This window comes from Microbacterium sp. IEGM 1404 (genome assembly GCF_030056775.1).
GTDB lineage: Bacteria > Actinomycetota > Actinomycetes > Actinomycetales > Microbacteriaceae > Microbacterium.
Window position 1 is genome coordinate 319,701 of the sequence record NZ_JASHKP010000002.1, and the last position, 17,434, is coordinate 337,134.

Annotated in this window: 15 protein-coding genes; 1 reads left to right on the forward strand and 14 read right to left on the reverse strand. The window is 70.6% G+C overall.

Annotated features, from left to right (window positions below; all coding sequences use genetic code 11):
• The 11 genes from arr to QM517_RS07300 all read right to left on the reverse strand — a co-directional run bounded on the left by arr (window position 1) and on the right by QM517_RS07300 (window position 11,460).
• Window positions 1-435, reverse strand: coding sequence for an NAD(+)--rifampin ADP-ribosyltransferase (gene arr / locus QM517_RS07250; protein ID WP_374114667.1), 435 nt, complete (start codon window positions 433-435; stop codon window positions 1-3).
• The gene (locus QM517_RS07255; protein ID WP_283286239.1) at window positions 408-2,099 is read right to left on the reverse strand and encodes an AMP-binding protein; all 1,692 of its coding nucleotides are present in this window, start codon (window positions 2,097-2,099) and stop codon (window positions 408-410) included. The genes arr and QM517_RS07255 overlap by 28 nt, the downstream gene beginning before the upstream one ends.
• A gap of 19 nt (window positions 2,100-2,118) precedes the next feature.
• Complete coding sequence (locus QM517_RS07260; RefSeq protein WP_283286240.1) at window positions 2,119-3,081, reverse strand: alpha/beta hydrolase; 963 nt, start codon at window positions 3,079-3,081, stop codon at window positions 2,119-2,121.
• Window positions 3,082-3,104: 23 nt separating this feature from the next.
• Complete coding sequence (locus QM517_RS07265) at window positions 3,105-4,367, reverse strand: ABC transporter ATP-binding protein (RefSeq protein ID WP_283286241.1); 1,263 nt, start codon at window positions 4,365-4,367, stop codon at window positions 3,105-3,107.
• Window positions 4,368-4,378: 11 nt separating this feature from the next.
• Window positions 4,379-5,227, reverse strand: a complete 849-nt coding sequence (locus QM517_RS07270) for a carbohydrate ABC transporter permease (protein WP_283286242.1) — start codon at window positions 5,225-5,227, stop codon at window positions 4,379-4,381.
• Window positions 5,227-6,207: a carbohydrate ABC transporter permease gene (locus QM517_RS07275; protein ID WP_283286243.1), complete on the reverse strand. Its 981-nt coding sequence runs from the start codon at window positions 6,205-6,207 to the stop codon at window positions 5,227-5,229. The genes QM517_RS07270 and QM517_RS07275 overlap by 1 nt, the downstream gene beginning before the upstream one ends.
• On the reverse strand, window positions 6,204-7,469 hold the full coding sequence (locus tag QM517_RS07280; protein WP_283286244.1) for an extracellular solute-binding protein: 1,266 nt from the start codon (window positions 7,467-7,469) through the stop codon (window positions 6,204-6,206). The genes QM517_RS07275 and QM517_RS07280 overlap by 4 nt, the downstream gene beginning before the upstream one ends.
• Window positions 7,470-7,618: 149 nt before the next feature.
• Window positions 7,619-8,992, reverse strand: a complete 1,374-nt coding sequence (locus QM517_RS07285) for an FAD-dependent oxidoreductase (RefSeq protein ID WP_278102539.1) — start codon at window positions 8,990-8,992, stop codon at window positions 7,619-7,621.
• Window positions 8,993-9,030: 38 nt separating this feature from the next.
• Entirely contained in the window at window positions 9,031-10,092 is a 1,062-nt protein-coding gene (locus QM517_RS07290) for a polyprenyl synthetase family protein (RefSeq protein ID WP_278102540.1), read from the reverse strand.
• Between the two features lie 75 nt (window positions 10,093-10,167).
• On the reverse strand, window positions 10,168-10,887 hold the full coding sequence (locus QM517_RS07295) for a demethylmenaquinone methyltransferase (protein ID WP_077052380.1): 720 nt from the start codon (window positions 10,885-10,887) through the stop codon (window positions 10,168-10,170).
• A gap of 9 nt (window positions 10,888-10,896) precedes the next feature.
• Window positions 10,897-11,460: a DUF402 domain-containing protein gene (locus tag QM517_RS07300; RefSeq protein WP_077052381.1), complete on the reverse strand. Its 564-nt coding sequence runs from the start codon at window positions 11,458-11,460 to the stop codon at window positions 10,897-10,899.
• Between the two features lie 161 nt (window positions 11,461-11,621).
• Between QM517_RS07300 and QM517_RS07305 the strand changes: the two genes are divergently transcribed.
• Window positions 11,622-12,836: an isochorismate synthase gene (locus tag QM517_RS07305; protein WP_077052728.1), complete on the forward strand. Its 1,215-nt coding sequence runs from the start codon at window positions 11,622-11,624 to the stop codon at window positions 12,834-12,836.
• Between the two features lie 14 nt (window positions 12,837-12,850).
• Here the strand turns inward: QM517_RS07305 and QM517_RS07310 are convergent, their stop codons facing one another.
• The 3 genes from QM517_RS07310 to menD all read right to left on the reverse strand — a co-directional run bounded on the left by QM517_RS07310 (window position 12,851) and on the right by menD (window position 17,434).
• Complete coding sequence (locus tag QM517_RS07310) at window positions 12,851-14,659, reverse strand: hypothetical protein (RefSeq protein WP_283286246.1); 1,809 nt, start codon at window positions 14,657-14,659, stop codon at window positions 12,851-12,853.
• Window positions 14,660-14,745: 86 nt separating this feature from the next.
• A complete protein-coding gene (locus tag QM517_RS07315) occupies window positions 14,746-15,603 on the reverse strand; it encodes a polyphosphate kinase 2 family protein (RefSeq protein ID WP_283286247.1) in 858 nt (285 codons plus the stop codon).
• Window positions 15,604-15,658: 55 nt separating this feature from the next.
• Window positions 15,659-17,434, reverse strand: a complete 1,776-nt coding sequence (menD, locus tag QM517_RS07320; RefSeq protein ID WP_283286248.1) for a 2-succinyl-5-enolpyruvyl-6-hydroxy-3-cyclohexene-1-carboxylic-acid synthase — start codon at window positions 17,432-17,434, stop codon at window positions 15,659-15,661.

The window sequence follows — 17,434 nt, forward strand, 5'->3', positions numbered from 1 at the left end:
TCAGTTGATGATCTCGGCGTTCTCGTCGCGCATCCGCGCGAGGCGTGTCCGCCACGCGGCGAGCGCCTCGGGGGTCAGCCGCGTCCAGTCGTCACGCTCGGCGACGATGCGCAGGGGCGCCGCGCTCCGGTAGGACCGGGTCGGATTGCCGGGGAATTTCTTGTCGGTCACGTTGGGGTCGTTCTCCCACTCCCCCGTCGGCTCGACCTCGTAGACCCGCGGCGGACCGTCGCCGGGGATGATCTCGGCGGCGAGCCCCGCGCCGTCCAGGACCGCCGTGAAGTAGATGTGGTTCATCACGACCTCGGGGCGGTAGTTCGACCGGAGTCCGGGGATCAGCAGATCTCCGACCTTCAGGTCGGCCTTCGTCCCGTGGAAGAAGGGGCCGGCGTCCATGCGTGCTCCTCTCAGCCGCGCAGGCTGTCGTCGCGCCATTCCACCACGACGACCTCGCCACGCGCCGCCCGTTCCTCCCGCTCGCGGAGTTCGACGCGACGGATCTTTCCCGAGATCGTCTTGGGGAGTTCCGCGAACTCGATCCTCCGGAGCCGCTGGAACGGGGCGAGGTTCTCCCGCGCGAAGCGGAGGATCTCCAGCGCGACCTCCTCGCCCGGTTCGTGACCGGATGCCAGCACCACGTACGCCTTCGGAACCGACAGCCGCAGCGCGTCGGGAGCGGGGACCACGGCGGCCTCGACCACCGCGGGATGCTCGATGAGCACGCTCTCCAGCTCGAACGGGCTGATCTTGTAGTCCGACGACTTGAACACGTCGTCGGTGCGCCCGATGTAGGTGATGCTCCCGGTCTCGTCGCGGCGGGCGACGTCGCCGGTGTGGAAGAGACCGTCGGCGAAGGCATCCGCGTTCCGGGCGGGGTCGCCGACGTAGCCGGTCATGAGGTTGAGGGGGCGCTCCGTGAGGTCGAGGCAGATCTCCCCCTCGTCGGCGAACTCCCCCGTCAGGGGATCGACGATCACGACCGGGCAACCGGGCAGGGGCCGTCCCATCGACCCCGGGACGAGGTCGGCGCCGGGGGTGTTCGCGACGATCGCCGTCATCTCCGTCTGGCCGTAGCCGTCGCGGATGTCGAGCCCCCACGCGCGCTGCACGTGCGCGATCACCTCGGGGTTCAGCGGCTCGCCGGCGGACACGACTTCGCGGAGCGCCCCGCGCCGGCCCGTCAGGTCGGCCTGGATGAGCATGCGCCACACGGTCGGCGGGGCGCAGAAGGTCGTGACGCGGTCGCGCTCGAGCTCGGCCAGCAGCCGCTCGGCCGAGAACCGAGAGTAGTTCAGCGCCAGAACGGTCGCCCCGGCGATCCACGGGGCGAAGAAGCAGCTCCACGCGTGCTTCGCCCAGCCCGGGGAGCTGATGGCGAGGTGCACGTCACCCGGCTCGAGCCCGAGCCAGTACATCGTCGAGAGGTGCCCGACCGGGTACGACGCGTGCGTGTGCTCGACGAGCTTGGGCTTGGACGTCGTCCCCGACGTGAAGTAGAGCAGCAGACGATCGTCGGCGATGGTTCCCGGATGCCGCGCCGGCTCGGCATCCTGAGCGAAGGCGTCGTCGTACGACACCCAGCCCGGGTGGGTTCCGCCCACGACGATGCGGCCGAGGCCCTCGGGCAGGTCGTCGAACTTGTCGGCATCCGCGGAACCGACGATCACGTGCCGGATCTCGGCCCGCTCGATGCGGTCGGCGAGGTCCCCGGGGCCGAGGGCCGTCGTCGTGGGCGCGATGACCCCGCCGAGCTTCATGATCGCCAGCATCGACTCCCACAGCTCGACCTGGTTGCCGAGCATCAGCAGCACCGCGTGCCCCTTGCGCACGCCCCGGGATGCCAGCCACGCGGCGAGCTGATCCGAACGGCGCGCCAGTTCGTCGAACGTCCGCTCGTGGTGGGTCTCGTCGTCGTCGACCACGACCAGGGCCGCTCCGTGGTTCCCGCGCGCCATCGGATCGAACCAGTCGATCGCCCAGTTGAACGGCCCCTCGAACCGCGGCCACGAGAAGGACGCCGCGCGCGCGGGATCGGTGCGGGCGGCGAGGAGGAGGTCGCGTGCGGCGCGGTACAGCTCCGTGGGGGTCGTCGAGGTCATGGGGCTCCTTGGTCGACCTCTACGCTAACCACCCCGACCACCGCTCGAGCGCGGAGTACGCGGCATCCCGGGCGTCCGGGCGGGACAGGAAGACGTCGTGGAGCGCCCCGTCGATGCGCGCGATCGTCACCTCCCGCGCGATGCGCGTGGCCGCGCGGGCGATGTCGTCGACGACGAGCACCGAGTCGCTCGAGAGCATCGCGTCGCTCCAGCTGAGCGCCGAGGTCGACCGCTTCGATAGCAGCACGAGCGCGGGGCAGCCGATCTCGACCCCGGATGCCACCCGCGCGTGGCCGGCGACCACCGCGGCGAGCCAGCCCGGGTGGGTCGGGAATCCGCGCTCGGGTCGCCACCCGTCGGGGCTGTCGGGGAGCGTGCCGACCTCGCGCTGCGCGCGCGTGTAGAACCCGAGGTCGACGGCGGGGTGCGTGCCGAGCGGATCGATTCGCGCGCGGGCGTTGAGGATCGGAGCAAGGGCCTGGCGGCCGAGCGGGCCCAGCTGCAACTCCAGCCACGGGCTGTTGAGCACGACGGCGTGCGCGCGCCCCGGATGCCGCGCCGCCCACAGCGTCAGCGTCAGTCCGCCCGTGCTGTGCCCCAGGAGCACGAGGCGCCGACCGTGCGCTTCGGTGCCCATGGCATCCAGGGCGGCCTCGATGTCGATGTCGTACACGTCGAGCGCGGCGACGTAACCCCGTGTCTGCCCCGGACGGATGCTGCGCCCGTACTTGCGCAGGTCGAGCGCGTGGAACCGGGCGCCCCGATCGGTGAAGAAGCGCGCGAGACCCGTCTGGAAGAAGTAGTCCGACCAACCGTGCACGTACAGCACGTCGACGTCGCGCCACGGTCCGAACAGGCGCGCGCCGGGGTGCGGCATCGCCCGCACGAGCGTCGCGACGACCTCGCCCTCGTCGTCGCTCCCCAGCGGCAACGTCTGCTGCTCGAAGCCGGGCTCGAGGATGTCCGGATGCCACTCCCCCATGGCCACAGCCTAGAGCGGGGTCGTCAGGCGTGCTGCTGCTCGCGCGCGGCGCGCTCCTTGGCCCGCTCCAGCGCGCGCTTCCGCGCGGTGCGGGCGTCCTCCTCCAGCTTCTCGGCCTTGGCCTCGTCGCGGGTGAGGTTCACGCCCGTCTCCGGGTCGAACAGGTGCAGCGAGTCCGGGGAGAACCACAGGCGCGCGGCATCCCCCGCGCGGATCCCGCTCATGGCATCCAGCGCCACGACGAGTTCGGTGCGCAGGCTCTCGCCGTCGAGGTCTCGATCGAGCTCCGACAGCTTGTCCTTCACCGTCGCATCGGTCTCATAGGGAACGTAGGCGTACAGCACCTCGCCGAGCCACTCGGTCATCTCGATGTCGAGCTCGGCGGTGACTCCCCCGTCGAGGTCGCGCTCCGTGGCGTCGGCGTCCTCGAACGCGTCGGGACGGATGCCGACGATCACGAGGTCGCGCCCCTCGACGGCCTTCCGCAGCCGATCGTCCAGCGGGACGTCGGCGATGGGGAGCCGGAGCGTGTCCCCGTCGACGGTCCCACTGAGGAAGTTCATCGGCGGTGACCCGATGAAGCCGGCGACGAACAGGTTCACCGGCTGGTCGTAGAGCCCGCGGGGGCTGGCGACCTGCTGCAGCTCGCCGCGGCGCAGCACCGCCACGCGGTCGCCCAGGGTCATGGCCTCGGTCTGGTCGTGCGTGACGTACACGGTCGTGATGCCAAGCGAACGTTGCAGGCGCGCGATCTCGGTGCGCATCTGGCCGCGCAGCTTCGCGTCGAGGTTCGACAGCGGCTCGTCGAAGAGGAAGGCACTGGCGTTGCGCACGATCGCGCGGCCCATCGCCACGCGCTGACGCTGACCGCCGGAGAGGTTCGCGGGCTTGCGCTCGAGGTGCTCGTCGAGCTCGAGGAGCTTCGAGGCGCGGCGGACGCGCTCGTCGATCTCCTTGTCGTCGAGGTCGCTGGATTTCAGCCGCATCGGGAACGCGATGTTCTCGTACACGGTGAGGTGCGGGTAGAGCGCGTAGTTCTGGAACACCATGGCCAGGTTCCGGTCCTTGGGCGCCTTGTCGTTGACGACCTGATCGTCGATCCTCAGTTCGCCGTCGGAGATGTCCTCCAGGCCGACGATCATGCGCAGCAGCGTCGACTTGCCGCAGCCCGACGGCCCCACGAGGATCACGAACTCGCCGTCGGCGATGTCGAGGTCGACGCCCTTGACCGCCGTGAAGCCGTCGTCGTAGGTCTTGACGATCCGGTTGAGGGTGATGGATGCCATGGACTGTCTCCTTAGCCTTTGACGGCGCCCTGCGTGAGACCGGACACGATCCGGCGCTGGAAGATCACGACGACGATGACGATGGGGATGGTGACGACGATCGCGGCGGCGGAGATCGCGCCGGTGGGTTCCTCGAACTGCGAGGCCCCGGTGAAGAACGACAGGGCCGCCGGCACCGGGCGGGCGGCATCCGTCGAGGTCAACGAGATGCCGTAGACGAAGTCGTTCCAGGCGATGAAGAACGCGATGATCGCGGTCGTGAACACGCCGGGCGCGGCCAGCGGCACGACGGTCTTGCGGAACGCCTCGAACGGGGTCGCGCCGTCGACCTGCGCAGCCTGCTCGAGCTCCCACGGGATCTGACGGAAGAAGGCGGCGAGGGTCCAGATCGAAATGGGAAGCGTCAACGACAGGTACGGGATGATGAGCCCGAGCCAGGTGTCGTACAGCCCGATAACCCGCCACAGGTTGAACAGCGGCGTGACGATCGACACGATCGGGAACACCGACACCGCCAGCGCGGTGGTGAGGATGATCCGCTTCCCGGGGAAGTCCAGTCGGGCGATCGCGTAGGCGCAGAGGGTCGCGAGCACCACCGCGATGAACGTCGCGATGAGCGAGATGCCGATCGAGTTGCGCAGCGCCGGGAGGAACAGGTCCTGGGCGCTGCCGCCGGGAGCGAGGATCGTCGCGTAGTTGTCGAGCGTCCACTCCTGGGGCAGCAGCGTGCCGGAGAAGAGCCCCGCCGGGGTCCTGAAGGACGTCATCGCGATCGAGAAGACCGGGAAGAGCGACCACACGAGCACGACGGCGATGATCACGAGCCACGTGATCCGCTGGGGCCAGGTCATCGCGCGCATCACCCATTCCTCCCGGCCGACAGATCGACTTTGAAGCCCTTGATGAACATGCCGGCGATGATGAGCACGCTGAGGAACAGCAGCACCGAGATCGCCGATCCGAGACCGATCTCCAGGCGCCCGATCGAGGTGTTGTACGCCAGCAGCGACAGCGCCTCGGTGTTGTTGGCACCCGCGGTCATGATGAAGATGTTGTCGAAGATGCGGAACGCCTCGAGGGTGCGGAACAGCACGGCGACCATGATCGCGGCCTTCATGTTCGGCAGGATCACGCGGCGCAGCACCTCCCACGGGGTGGCGCCGTCGACCTTCGCCGCCTCCTCCAGATCGCCCGGCACCTGCGCGAGGCCAGACAGCAGCAACAGCGAGATGAACGGGGTCGTCTTCCACACCTCGCTGAGGATGATCACGACCAGCGACGTGTTCTGCGCGGCGAACCAGTTCAGGTTCTCGTCGAACCCGGGGATCCACGACAGCCAGTTGTTGACGTACCCGCCGGAGTTGATGTCGAAGGCGTAGAAGAAGGCGAAGGCCGACACGACGGTGATGATCCCGTAGGGCACGAGGATCGCCGTGCGGGCGAAGCCCCGCAGCTTCTTGATCGCGCGGTGCATCACGAGCGCGAAGCCGAAGCCGATGACGAGCTCCAGCAGCACCGTCACCACGGTGATGAACAGCGTCACCCCCATCGACTGCCAGAACGCCGGGTCGCCGAGGATCACCTGGTAGTTGCGGAACCAGATGAACTCCCGGTCGTCGGGGGCGGTCAACCGCAGGCTGAACAGCGAGTCCCACAGCGCCTGCACGATCGGGTACAGCGTGACCAGCAGCATGATGCCGAACGCCGGTCCCGCCAGCATCCACCCGAGACGTGCCTCCGCGCGGGCGCGGTCGGAGCGCTTCTTGTGGGGTTTCGCGGCCTCCTGCGGCCGCGCGTTCTCGGTCCTCGGCTTTCCGGCCGAGGCGATCTCCGTCGTCACAGCAGCCTCTCCCCTCTCAGCACCGCGAGGATGAAATCGGTCGAGGTCTGCGGCGTCGAGTCGGGGCTCACCGCGGTGGGCGGATGCCACGTGCGCTGCAGACCGATCGAGATCTCGTTGTAGTACGGCGTCTGCGGACGCGGCGCGCCCAGGTCGAGCGATTCCTTGATGGTGTCGGCCATCGGGAACTTCTCCTGCACCTCCGGGTCGTCGTACGCTGCGGCGTTCGACGGCGGGTTGCCGTTGGTGACGAAGTACTGCGCCTGGTTCTCGGGGCTCACGATGCACGCCACCGCCTGCCACGCGAGGTCGGTGTGCGCGCTGTATGCCCCGACGCCGAGGTTGATGCCTCCCACCGGCGGCGCCGCCGGGGTTCCGGCATCCACTCGGGGGTAGACCGCCCAGCCGAGGTCGTCGACCACCTCGGGGGCCGCGCCCTGCATGGCGGGGTACACGAAGGGCCAGTTCACCATGAAGGAGCCGTCGTCGCCCTGGAACAGGTTCATGCTGGCGTTCTCGTCCGCGGTCGGCAGCCCCGATCCGCCGAGGCCCGACGCACCGATCCGATTGATGATGTCGGCGGCCTTCTTGCCGGCGTCGGTGTCGAGTCCGAGCTGCATCTCGTCGGGCTTGGCATCCGGGTCCTCGAGGATCTTGCCGCCCGCCGAGGCGACGAGCGCGTTGATCCACACCGTCAGGGATTCCGCGAGGGCGCCCTGGACGCCCAGCTTCTTGTCCTGGTCCTCGGCGGCCTGGATGACCTGGTCCCACGTCACCGGCTGAGTCATGTCGAGTCCCGCCGCCTCGGCGACGGACTTGCGGTACCAGAGCAGCTGCGTGTTGGCCCAGAACGGGACCGTCACGAGCTCGTCCTTCCAGCTCGCCGACTGCACGGCCCCCTGCACCACCCCGTCGGTGTTCCGCAGATCCTCGGGCACCGGCGCCAGGAAGCCGGGCTCGGCCAGCTCGGGGATGAACGGCGGATCCAGGCTCATGATGTCCAGCGACCGGTCGCTCGCCGCCAGCCGCCGAGCCAACTGCTCGCGCTGCGACGCCGCATCCCGCGGGAGCAGCGACGTTTGGATGCGGTACGCCCCGTCGGCGGCCTCGGTGCAGGATGCCGCGATCTCGGCCTGACCGCCGTCGTCGGGGTTGATGTACCACGTGAGGGTCGGCACCCCATCACCCGCCGAGCAGGCTCCGAGCGTCCCCGCCAGCACGAGGGCCGAGACCCCGGCCGCGATCCGTATCACCCTTCGCATCCGGCCCCCTCGCCTCGGTGCGCGGGCGATGCTGCCCGGCGTCGTGCGTTCCATCCTGCCGAGGGGGCTCGGATGCGGTCGCGAGGGTTGCCCCGGCGGCGGGGAGGGTGTTACTCGCGCGCGGGGGCGTGCTGCGGGGTGAGGCGCGCTTACTCGCCGCGCGAGACGCGGATCATCTCGTCGCGCGGGACGACCTTGATGCGCGCGCGCTCGTGCGGAGCGCCGAGGGCGATCTCGTGCTCGTCGAGCCGGTGCCAGCCGGCGAGGTCGGTCCAGCGCACTCCGCGCTCGGCCAGGAGCGCGGGGATCGCCTCCTCCTCGGGGTGTGCGGGGCGCCACCACTCGGCCTGGTCGTTGATGACGTGGCGCACCGTCTCCATGGCATCCGACTTGGTGTGGCCGATGAGGCCGACGGGTCCGCGCTTGATCCACCCGGTGGCGTAGAGGCCCGGGATCCGCTCGTTCGAGTCGGATGCCAGCACCTGGCCCTCGTGGTTCGGGATCACGCCGTGACGCTCGTCGAACGGCACGTCGGCCAGCGGCGAGCCGAAGTAGCCGACGGCGCGGTAGATCGCCTGGATCGCGACCTCGCGGATCTCTCCGGTGCCGATGACGCCGCCCTCGGCGTCGGGCTTCGTGCGCTCGTACCGGAACGCGGCCACGCGGCCGTCGGCATCCGTCACGACTTCAACGGGCTTCGCCCAGAAGTGCAGGTGCAGGCGGCGGGAGGCCTCTCCCCCGGCGTTGTTCACCCCCGGGCGGGTGCGCCACTGCTGCAGCACGCGGTCGATGACCTTGACCTGCTTGTTGGTCTGGATCGCCGTGAGCGAGGCCTCGTCGTAGTCGAAGTCCTCGTCGTACACGACCATGTCGACATCGCGGAGCTCGCCCAGTTCACGCAGCTCGAGCGGGGTGAACTTCACCTGCGCGGGGCCACGACGACCGAACACGTGCACGTCGGTGACGGGCGAGGCCTTGAGCCCCTGGTACACGTTGTCGGGCACCTCGGTGGGCAGCAGGTCGTCGGCGTGCTTGGCGAGCATGCGCGTGACGTCGAGGGCGACGTTGCCGTTGCCGATCACGGCGACAGACTCGGCCTCCAGCGGCCACTCGCGAGGGACGTCGGGGTGGCCGTCGAACCAGCTGACGAAGTCGGCGGCGCCGTAGGACCCCTTCGCGTCGATGCCGGGGATGTCGAGGTCGGCGTCGCGGATCGCGCCGGTGGCGAAGATCACGGCGTTGTAGTGCTGCTTGAGGTCGTCGAGCGTGATGTCGGTGCCGAAGTCGACGTTGCCGAAGATCCGGATGTCGCCCCGGTCGAGCACCTCACGGAGAGCGGTGATGACGCCCTTGATGCGCGGGTGGTCGGGGGCCACGCCGTAGCGCACCAGGCCGTACGGGGCGGGGAGTTGCTCGAACAGGTCGATCGACACGTCGAACTCGCGCTCGGCCTTCAGCAGGATGTCGGCGGCGTAGATGCCCGCGGGTCCGGCGCCGACGATGGCAAGGCGCAGCTTCGTCATGGAGATCCTCTCGATCGCGATCGGGGGGTGGGAAAAAGTCAGGCGGAGCGGTCGGCCACCGCGCGGGCGAACCGCGTCAGGGCCTCGCGGACGGCGCCGTCCGGAAGGGGCGCGAGGGCATCGATCGCCTCTTGCGACCACCGGTGGGCGAGGTCCAGCGTCTCGCGCGTGGTCTCGTGCTCGCGCAGCTCCGTGAGCGGATCGTCGAGGATCGCGGGATCCGCGCCGGCGGCGATCCGGTCCTGCCCCTCGTCGATGCGCGCGCGCAGATCGGCCGAGGCCTGATCCGACCGGTGACCGAGCAGCAGGTACGGCATGGTCGGCACGCCCGCGCGCAGGTCGGTGCCGGGCACCTTGCCCGTCTCGGACGGGTCGGGCGACAGGTCGATCACGTCGTCGAGCAGCTGGAAGGCGACCCCGGCCTTCTCTCCGAAGACGACCATCGGGGCCTCGAACTCCTCGGGCGCGCCCGAGTAGATCACGCCCGACTGAGCGGCGGCGGCGATGAGCGACCCGGTCTTGTCGGCGAGGACGCGCAGGTAGAACTCGACGGGCTCGTCGCCCTCCTGCGGGCCGACGGTCTCGTGCATCTGACCGAGGACGAGCCGCTCGAACGTGTCGGCCTGCAGCTGGATCGCGCGCTCGCCGCGCCGGGCCATGAGCTGACTGGCGCGGGAGAAGAGGAGGTCGCCGGTGAGGATGGCGATGTTGTTGCCCCACACCGTCTGGGCGCTGGGCACGCCGCGGCGCTTGTCGGCGCCGTCCATGACGTCGTCGTGGTAGAGCGAACCGAGGTGCGTCAGTTCGAGGGCCGTGGCCACCTCGACGACCTCGGGCGTCGTGCCTCGACCGAGCTGCGCGGTGAGGATCGCGAGCATCGGGCGCACGCGCTTCCCGCCCGCCTCGTACAGGTATCGGGCGGTGACGTCGGCGAGCTTGTCGGCGCTGCGCACCTCACGCTCGAGGGTGCTCTCGACGAGGTCGAGGCCGGCCTCGACGGTGGACAGCAGGGTGCGCGCGCGCAGCCCGCCGAAGATGCGGTCACTCAGGCCCAGCTTGCCCGACAGGCGGGTGCCGGCCGCGGGCGGTCTCGGGGTCACGGTTTCAGCCTATCCTGGCGCGGTCCGGGGCAGCCGCCGGTATCTCGACGGTTGACAGCGCGCGCCCCCGCGGCGTCACGCCCCGGGGTTCGTCCCGCGGTGGAGGGCCACGATGCCGAAGGTGAGGTTGCGGTACGCCACGTCGACCCACCCGGCATCCCGCATCCACGCCGCCAGCGTCGGCTGGTCCGGCCAGTCGCGGATGGATTCGTTGAGGTAGTCGTACGCCTCGGCGTTGGAGCTCACCGCCTTCGCCACGGTCGGGAGCACCCGGTCGTTGTAGAAGCGGTAGAGGCCGTTGAACGCGCGGGACGGCGGGTGCGAGAACTCGCACACCACGATGCGCCCGCCGGGCTTCGTGACCCGGCGCAGTTCCCGCAGCGCGCGGCGCGGGTCGTTGACGTTGCGGAGTCCGAACGACATCGTCACCGCGTCGAACTCCCCGTCCTGGAACGGCAGGTCGGTGGCATCCGCCTGCACGAACTCGAGGTTCGGGACGTTCCCGTGGCGACGTCGCCCCTCGGCGATCATCCCGCGGGAGAAGTCGGCCGCGACGACGTGGGCGCCGCTGGGGACGAACGCCATCGACGACGTGCCGGTGCCGGCGGCGAGGTCGAGGATCCGCTCGCCTCGCTTCGGAGCGACGGCCTTCAGGGTGGCCACGCGCCAGAACCTGTCGTTGCCGAGACTCAGCACCGAGTTGGTGCGGTCGTAGGCCGCGGCCACCTGGTCGAACATTCCGCTGACGCGCTGGGGGTCCTTGCCGAGATCGGCGCGGTTCGGGTCGCTGCTCACCCGTCGAGTCTAGGCGCGGCCGGACTCGCCGTCCCCGGCTTGCGCGAGGTCGGCCAGACGCTGCAGCCAGGGCCCCGTGACGTCGTCCGAGAAGGGCGCCTCCCGGTCGCGCACCCGGCGCTCCAGGTCGACGGCCACGGACTCGAGGTGCGTGACGACGTCGGCCGGGTAGCCGTACCGCACCCGATGCTCGTCCCACTCGTCGCGGTCGTCGATCCACGTGCCCCGCTCGTCGGTGCGCCGCACCACGTCGAGGTCCATGTCGATCCCCACCGGGGCGCCGTCGTCGTCCCACCCGGCATCCCACGCGAGATCGATGTAGACGGCGACCGGATGCGGGGCGGCGTTGTGCGTGAAGGCCCAGTCGCCGCTAGCCGGGACGAGGGTGACGTTGGGCTCGCGGCAGACGAACTCCCGGCCGGGGCGGACGCTGCGCCACCCGATCTGCTGGCCGAACCAGTCGCCCCAGTCGTCGCTGCCGAGGTAGACGCAGTCCTGCTCCCAGTGCGGGGACCCGTCCCACTTGCGCCAGCGGAACACGAGCCGGGTGCCGGGTGCGGGTCGGGAGGTCATGCCGCGAGTCTAAGTCGCGGCGCATGCACGACAGGTGACGGTGCTGGCGTCCTGGCGCTTCCATGCCCCGAGTCTCAGTCGCGGTCTACTGTGGAAAGGTGCAGCAACCGGCGGATGACCTCGTCCCGCGTCTGCGCGTCGTCACGCGCGAACTCTCCCCCATGGACGACGTCCTCGACTACACGACGGGCTACGACCCGCTGTTCTGGAGCCGCCGAGGAGAGTCGCTCGCGGGCTTCGGCGACCTGCTGACGCTGCGGTACACCGGCGCGCAGCCGGGCGACGCGACGATCGCGGATCGCTGGCGCCGGATCGCCGCCGCCGCCGACATCGACGACCCCCTGGGCCTGCCCGGTACGGGGCTCGTGGCCTTCGGCTCGTTCGTGTTCGACCCCCGGTCGGAGCGCGAGAGCATCCTGCGGGTTCCCGGCACGATAGTGGGACGCCACGGCGGTCGCGCGTGGGTCACGCGGCTGGCCTTCGCCGACACCCCCGACGAGCCCGAACCCGAGCTGCCGCCCCGCTCCCCGTTCGGTCCGCACTGGTCGGCCACGCTCGGTCCCGGGAGGCAGACCGCCGAGGGATACCAGGAGGCCGTGCACCACGCCGTCGAGGCGATCGGAGTGGGAAAGGTGCGGAAGGTCGTGCTCGCGCGCGACATCGTCGGCACGATCCCCGCCGGGTCCGACCGGCGCCGTCTCGTGCGGTCGCTGCTGGAGGGCTACCCCGACTGCTGGGTGTTCGCCGTCGACGGCCTCATCGGCGCCAGCCCCGAGACGCTCGTCACCGTCTCGCGCGGCACCGTCACCGCCCGGGTCCTCGCCGGGACCACGGCCCGCGGAGGCGACGCCGACAGCGATGTCGCCGCGGCGCTCGCCCTCACCGAGAGCGCGAAGGACCAGGAGGAGCACCGGTTCGCCGTGCAGAGCGTCCTCGCCGCGCTCCGCCCGCACACCTCCGCCCTCGCGGCCGCCGAGCAGCCCTTCACGCTGAAGCTCCCGAACGTCTGGCACCTGGCGACCGACGTCGAGGGCGAGCTGTCGGAAGCGGCATCCTCTCTCGACCTCGTCGCCGTGCTCCACCCCACCGCCGCGGTCGCCGGAACCCCCACCGCGGTGGCCATGGACGTCATCCGCCGCCTCGAGCCCTTCGACCGCGGGCGCTACGCCGGGGCCGTCGGGTGGATCGGCGCGTCGGGCGACGGCGAGTGGGCCATCGCCCTGCGCTGCGCGCAGATCGACCCCGCCGCCCCCGCATCCCCCACCGCGACGATCACCGCATACGCGGGCGCCGGGATCGTCGCCGAGAGCGTGCCCGAATCGGAGCTGCTCGAGACCCGCGTGAAGTTCCGGCCGATCGTCGAGGCCCTGGCCTAGACCGGACGCGACGATCAGCCTCGGTTGAGAACGCGGCGTCGTCGGAGATGGCGGGGCGCGTAGAGGTCTCCAAGGAGCTCGAGGAGCTCGGAGCGCTCCTCCGGCAGCGGCCCACCGAGCAGGGTCGCCGCGCCGTGCGGGCCGATGAGTTCGCACCCCAGACGGTTGGCCACGACTTCGCACGGCTCCCCCTGTAGAAACGTCGTCGCCAGCTCCCGGTACACCGGGATGTCGATGAGGGGAACGGCTCGCAGGGCGGCGGTACTCGGCGCACGGGCGAGTAGCGCGAGAACGGGCAGATGCCGCGCGCCGGCTTCGGGAGGGACCCAGACGGGCAGGCTCACGAGGTAGACGTCGGGCGGCCGAAGGCGATCCGGAGCATCCGCGAGCGCGGCCGTCGGCATCGCCCCGGTCCCGCCGAAAAGGTCATGAGCCGCGCCGAACACGAACTCTTGAAGTCTCTCGATGTCGTCCAGCTGCGCCTGCGCTCGCACGAACTCCTGCTCCGGGATCCGCGACCCCTGGCGGAAGACGAGCACGGTATGCGCGTCGATGAGCATTCCCGGGGAGGCCAGCGTGTTCATGTAGCGCTCCAGCTGCAGGAAGTCGGGCGAATCGCCCCAGTCGCCCGACGTGGGCCGGCGAATCGCCAGCTTGATCTCCGCAGCGATCAACGGTGTGTCACCGACGCAAAAAGCGAAGTCGACGAAACCGCGGCCCACCGGGTACTCGGCTCGCGTGCTCAGCTGAACGGCGGGGAAGCGCTCCGCCTGGCCGATGAACCGCACCAGGGGTTCTACGACGTATTCCGATACCTTCGCCTCCAGCGAGAGCGCTCCGCTCGCCAACCCCACCCACTGGGGGAAAGACATCTTCTTCGGGTCGGGGAGATCCGGCGAGCCGGACGGGACACGGACGATGCGATCCACAAAATCCTGCTCGTGCGGGTGGCGGGCGGTGATCGACACCCCTTCGAGCGCCCGGGGGGTGAGGTAGTGGCCGGAGCGCCCCCGGAGCAGAAGGTGACCGGATGCCGCTTCGCGAAGGGCCGCATAGGGCACCGGTTCGATCTCGACGGGCGGTGTCAGATAGGCCCACCATTGATGCCGATCGACCGGACGGGCCGCGGCCACATCGAGGTCCGTCCGCCAGAAAGGCCGCGAGGCGAGCCGCGCCACGAAACAGGCTGCCTTGCGGGGCGCCCGGAAGTACAGAAGTACGAGGTCGCCGATCTCGCCGTTCTTCGGGGCGGTCCACAGGCTGTCGTAGATACCGACGGCCCCTTCTTCGCGGGCCTCTTGGAGGTCTTCCGCCGTCCAATACGACTCTTCGTCCCCCATCAACAGCCATCCGTTCTGCGGGGCCAGCTGGACCGGATCGTCCTCGTCTCGCACGGCCGCCGGCGCTTCTGCGACCGCGTCGAGCTCCCACGCATGGGTGAACGAGCGGATGTCACTGATCAACGCGTCGACGCCGAGGCTATGGACGGGCCGTTCGAACACGAGACGCGGAAGGACGACATCGCCTTCATCGTCGTCTTCGTCGACGAGAGCCTGAACAACGCCCGAGGCGGGCTGCGGCTGCCGCGTCACCCAGCTGAACACCTCTTCGTCGGTTGCCTCGATGCGCTTCTCGAAGTCGAGGTACGCGCGGATACGGACGCGGCTCCCTCCGTCCTTGACGTTCACGTCGATCAGCACCCCCTCGAAGACGAACTGGACCCACGTCGCGTCTCCGTCGAGGACCTCTAGGGCTCCCCCGATCTGTTCAACGAGCTCATCGAGTGCGGTGTGACGAACGGATCGTTCGTGTCGTGCAGCCATGCGTCCCCCCTGAGTGCCACGAGGGCGCCACACTAGAAGATCCCGTCGAAATCGCGGTGCCCCTCAGGCAAAGGGAGGGTGACGGCCTAGGACTCGGCGAGCCGCTGCTTCTCGGTCGCGACGTCGTAGTCGGCCGCGGGCCATTGCGGGTCGATGTCCGCGAGGGCGTCGATGAGCAGCCGCTGCACGGCGAGCCGGGCGTACCACTTGCGGTCGGCGGGCACGACGTGCCACGGGGCGAGCGGCGTCGAGGTGCGCTCGAGCGCCACCTGGTAGGCATCCATGTACTCGTCCCACAGGGCACGCTCGTCGACGTCGGACGGGTTGTACTTCCAGTGCTTGTCGGGCCGGTCGAGACGGGATGCCAGGCGCTCGCGCTGCTCGTCCTTCGAGATGTGCAGCATGACCTTGACGACCCGGATGCCGAGCTCCGCCGCCTCGGCCTCGAACGCGACGATCGCCCCGTACCGGCGCTCGATCTCGTCGGCCGGGGCGAGGGAGCGGACGCGTCCGATGAGCACGTCCTCGTAGTGCGATCGGTCGAAGACCCCGAGGCGCCCCGCGTCCGGCAGGCGCTTGCGGATCCGCCACAGGAAGTCGTGGGCCAGCTCCTCGGCGGTCGGCTTCTTGAACGAGGCCAGCTCGACTCCCTGCGGGTCGACGGCGCCGACGACGTGCTTGACGATGCCGCCCTTCCCGGCGGTGTCCATCGCCTGCAGCACCAGCAGCACCGACCCCGTCGCCGTGCCGGCGACGCTCTGTGCGAACAGACGCTCCTGCAGGTCGGCCAGCGATGCGACGCCCGCGTCCAGGTCGGCCTTGCCCTGGTCCTTGTCGCCGTCGTAGCCCGGGGTGGACCGGGGGTCGACATCGGCGAGACGGAACCCCGGTGCGACGTTCAGGGCGACGGCGGCGGGCGTGGTCCAACGGCTGTGCGAACTCATCGACACATCGTGCCGCGCCGGAAGACCCTGCGCCAAGAGGTTGACGCCGCGCGGGTCAGCGCTCGAGTGGCACCTCGATCAGCTGGCGACCGCCCGCGGGGGACGTGAGGGCCTGGTCGAGGGCGACGCGCGTCGTCACCCGGCGGTACTCCCAGCCGTACGCGAGGGCGAGCTGCTCGAGCCGGACGTTCTGGGGCGTGTACTGCACGCGCTCCATCGCGTCGGCACCGGCGACGCCGGCGACCTCGAGGCCGTCGAAGATCGTGCCGCCACCGTCGTTGCCGACGATCACCTGAAGCCGCGGCTCGTGCTCCCCCGGGGGAAGGAGGAGCGCCCCCACGTCGTGCAGGAACGCGAGGTCGCCGAGCAGGACGCGCGTGACGCCCGGTCGTTCGTCGTCCTGGCTGGCCAGGGCGACACCGGTCGCGGTCGCGATCGTCCCGTCGATGCCGGCGAGCCCGCGGTTGGCGTGGACGGCCACCTTCTTGCCCCCGAGCAGTTCGTCGGCGACCCGGACGAGACGCGAAGACCCGAACACGAGCCGGTCGTGGGGCCAGGTCGCGCGCCACAGGGCGTCGACGAGGGCCGCACGGTCGACGGGAGCGCGGATCACCGCGACCTCGGCGTTGATCGCGCCGAGTCGCTCGTGGGGAACGGCGGACGACAGCCCGTCCGCGTCGGGAGCGGGAGGGCTCAGATCGACGGCCGCCGCGCGCGACGCTCGCATCCACTCCCCCAGCCACGCGCGGTCCCCGGCACCGTCGGCATCCACGGCGTCCGCCGCCCGGGTCGCCCCGTTGAGGTTGATGGGCTCGCCCGGGCCGCGCACCGCGATCACCTCGACGTCCTCACGTCCGAGCAGGCGCGCGATCTCGCGGCTCAGGGTGGGGTGCCCGAACACGACGACCCGCTCGATGCGGCCACCGAGCGCCGGGTCGCGCAGGAGCGTGCGGTAGGCGTGCACGACGTGTCGGCCGTACCGCGCGCCGCTGACGATCTCGGCGACGAGCGGGAAGCCGCCGCGGTGGGCGAGCTCCTCGGCCGCGGGGCCCGCATCGGCGCCGGCGACCACGATCGTCCGGGGCCCCGGTTCGAGGATCACCGGCGCCTCGGGCTCGGGTGCCACATCCGCGATCCCGATCCCGCCCCCACCCTGGTACAGAGCTCCGGATGCCTCGTCGGCGGCCGGATCACCGGGCGCAGCGGGTCGCGTCGCACGGTCCACGAGCCACGCCGGGGCGGCACCCGCGAGTGGTTCGCGCAGAGGGACGTTGAGATGGACGGGACCGGCCGGGCGCATGCCCTCTCCCAGCGCCGCGGCGAGCGCCGTCGCGGCGACCGCGTCGAACGCGGCGGTCTGGGGGCCGGTGGCATCCGGATCCACGGTGTCGGGGACGGAGAGATCGGCCTCGAACCGGGTCGTCGAATGGAAGAGCCCGGGCTGCCGGGTGGTCTGGTTCGCGCCGACGCCGCGCAGCTCCGGGGGACGGTCGGCGGTGAGGAGCAGCAGCGGAACGCCGGAGTGGTGGGCCTCCAGGGCGGCGGGCAGCAGGTTCGCGACCGCCGTGCCGGACGTGCAGATCACGGCGGCGGGCATCCCGGTCTCGCGTCCGATGCCGAGGGCCGTGAACCCCGCGACGCGTTCGTCGATGCGCACGTGCAGGCGCACGAGTCCCGCGCGCTCCAGGTCGGCCGCCACGAGGGCCAGGGCCTGCGACCTCGACCCGGGGCTCACGACCAGGTGCCGCACGCCGCGGGCGACGAGCCCGGCCAGCAGTGCGGCAGCCGCGTCCGTCGAGGGCGCTGCGGCGCCCGTCTCCCCCTGTGCCAC

Excerpts from the sequence above, each read along its gene's own strand:
- arr (WP_374114667.1), bottom strand. The coding sequence starts at position 435 with ATGGCGCGACGACAGCCTGCGCGGCTGAGAGGAGCACGCATGGACGCC.
- QM517_RS07255 (WP_283286239.1), bottom strand. The coding sequence starts at position 2,099 with ATGACCTCGACGACCCCCACGGAGCTGTACCGCGCCGCACGCGACCTC.
- QM517_RS07260 (WP_283286240.1), bottom strand. The coding sequence starts at position 3,081 with ATGGGGGAGTGGCATCCGGACATCCTCGAGCCCGGCTTCGAGCAGCAG.
- QM517_RS07265 (WP_283286241.1), bottom strand. The coding sequence starts at position 4,367 with ATGGCATCCATCACCCTCAACCGGATCGTCAAGACCTACGACGACGGC.
- QM517_RS07270 (WP_283286242.1), bottom strand. The coding sequence starts at position 5,227 with ATGCGCGCGATGACCTGGCCCCAGCGGATCACGTGGCTCGTGATCATC.
- QM517_RS07280 (WP_283286244.1), bottom strand. The coding sequence starts at position 7,469 with ATGCGAAGGGTGATACGGATCGCGGCCGGGGTCTCGGCCCTCGTGCTG.
- QM517_RS07285 (WP_278102539.1), bottom strand. The coding sequence starts at position 8,992 with ATGACGAAGCTGCGCCTTGCCATCGTCGGCGCCGGACCCGCGGGCATC.
- QM517_RS07300 (WP_077052381.1), bottom strand. The coding sequence starts at position 11,460 with ATGACCTCCCGACCCGCACCCGGCACCCGGCTCGTGTTCCGCTGGCGC.
- QM517_RS07305 (WP_077052728.1), top strand. The coding sequence starts at position 11,622 with ATGGACGACGTCCTCGACTACACGACGGGCTACGACCCGCTGTTCTGG.
- QM517_RS07310 (WP_283286246.1), bottom strand. The coding sequence starts at position 14,659 with ATGGCTGCACGACACGAACGATCCGTTCGTCACACCGCACTCGATGAG.
- QM517_RS07315 (WP_283286247.1), bottom strand. The coding sequence starts at position 15,603 with ATGAGTTCGCACAGCCGTTGGACCACGCCCGCCGCCGTCGCCCTGAAC.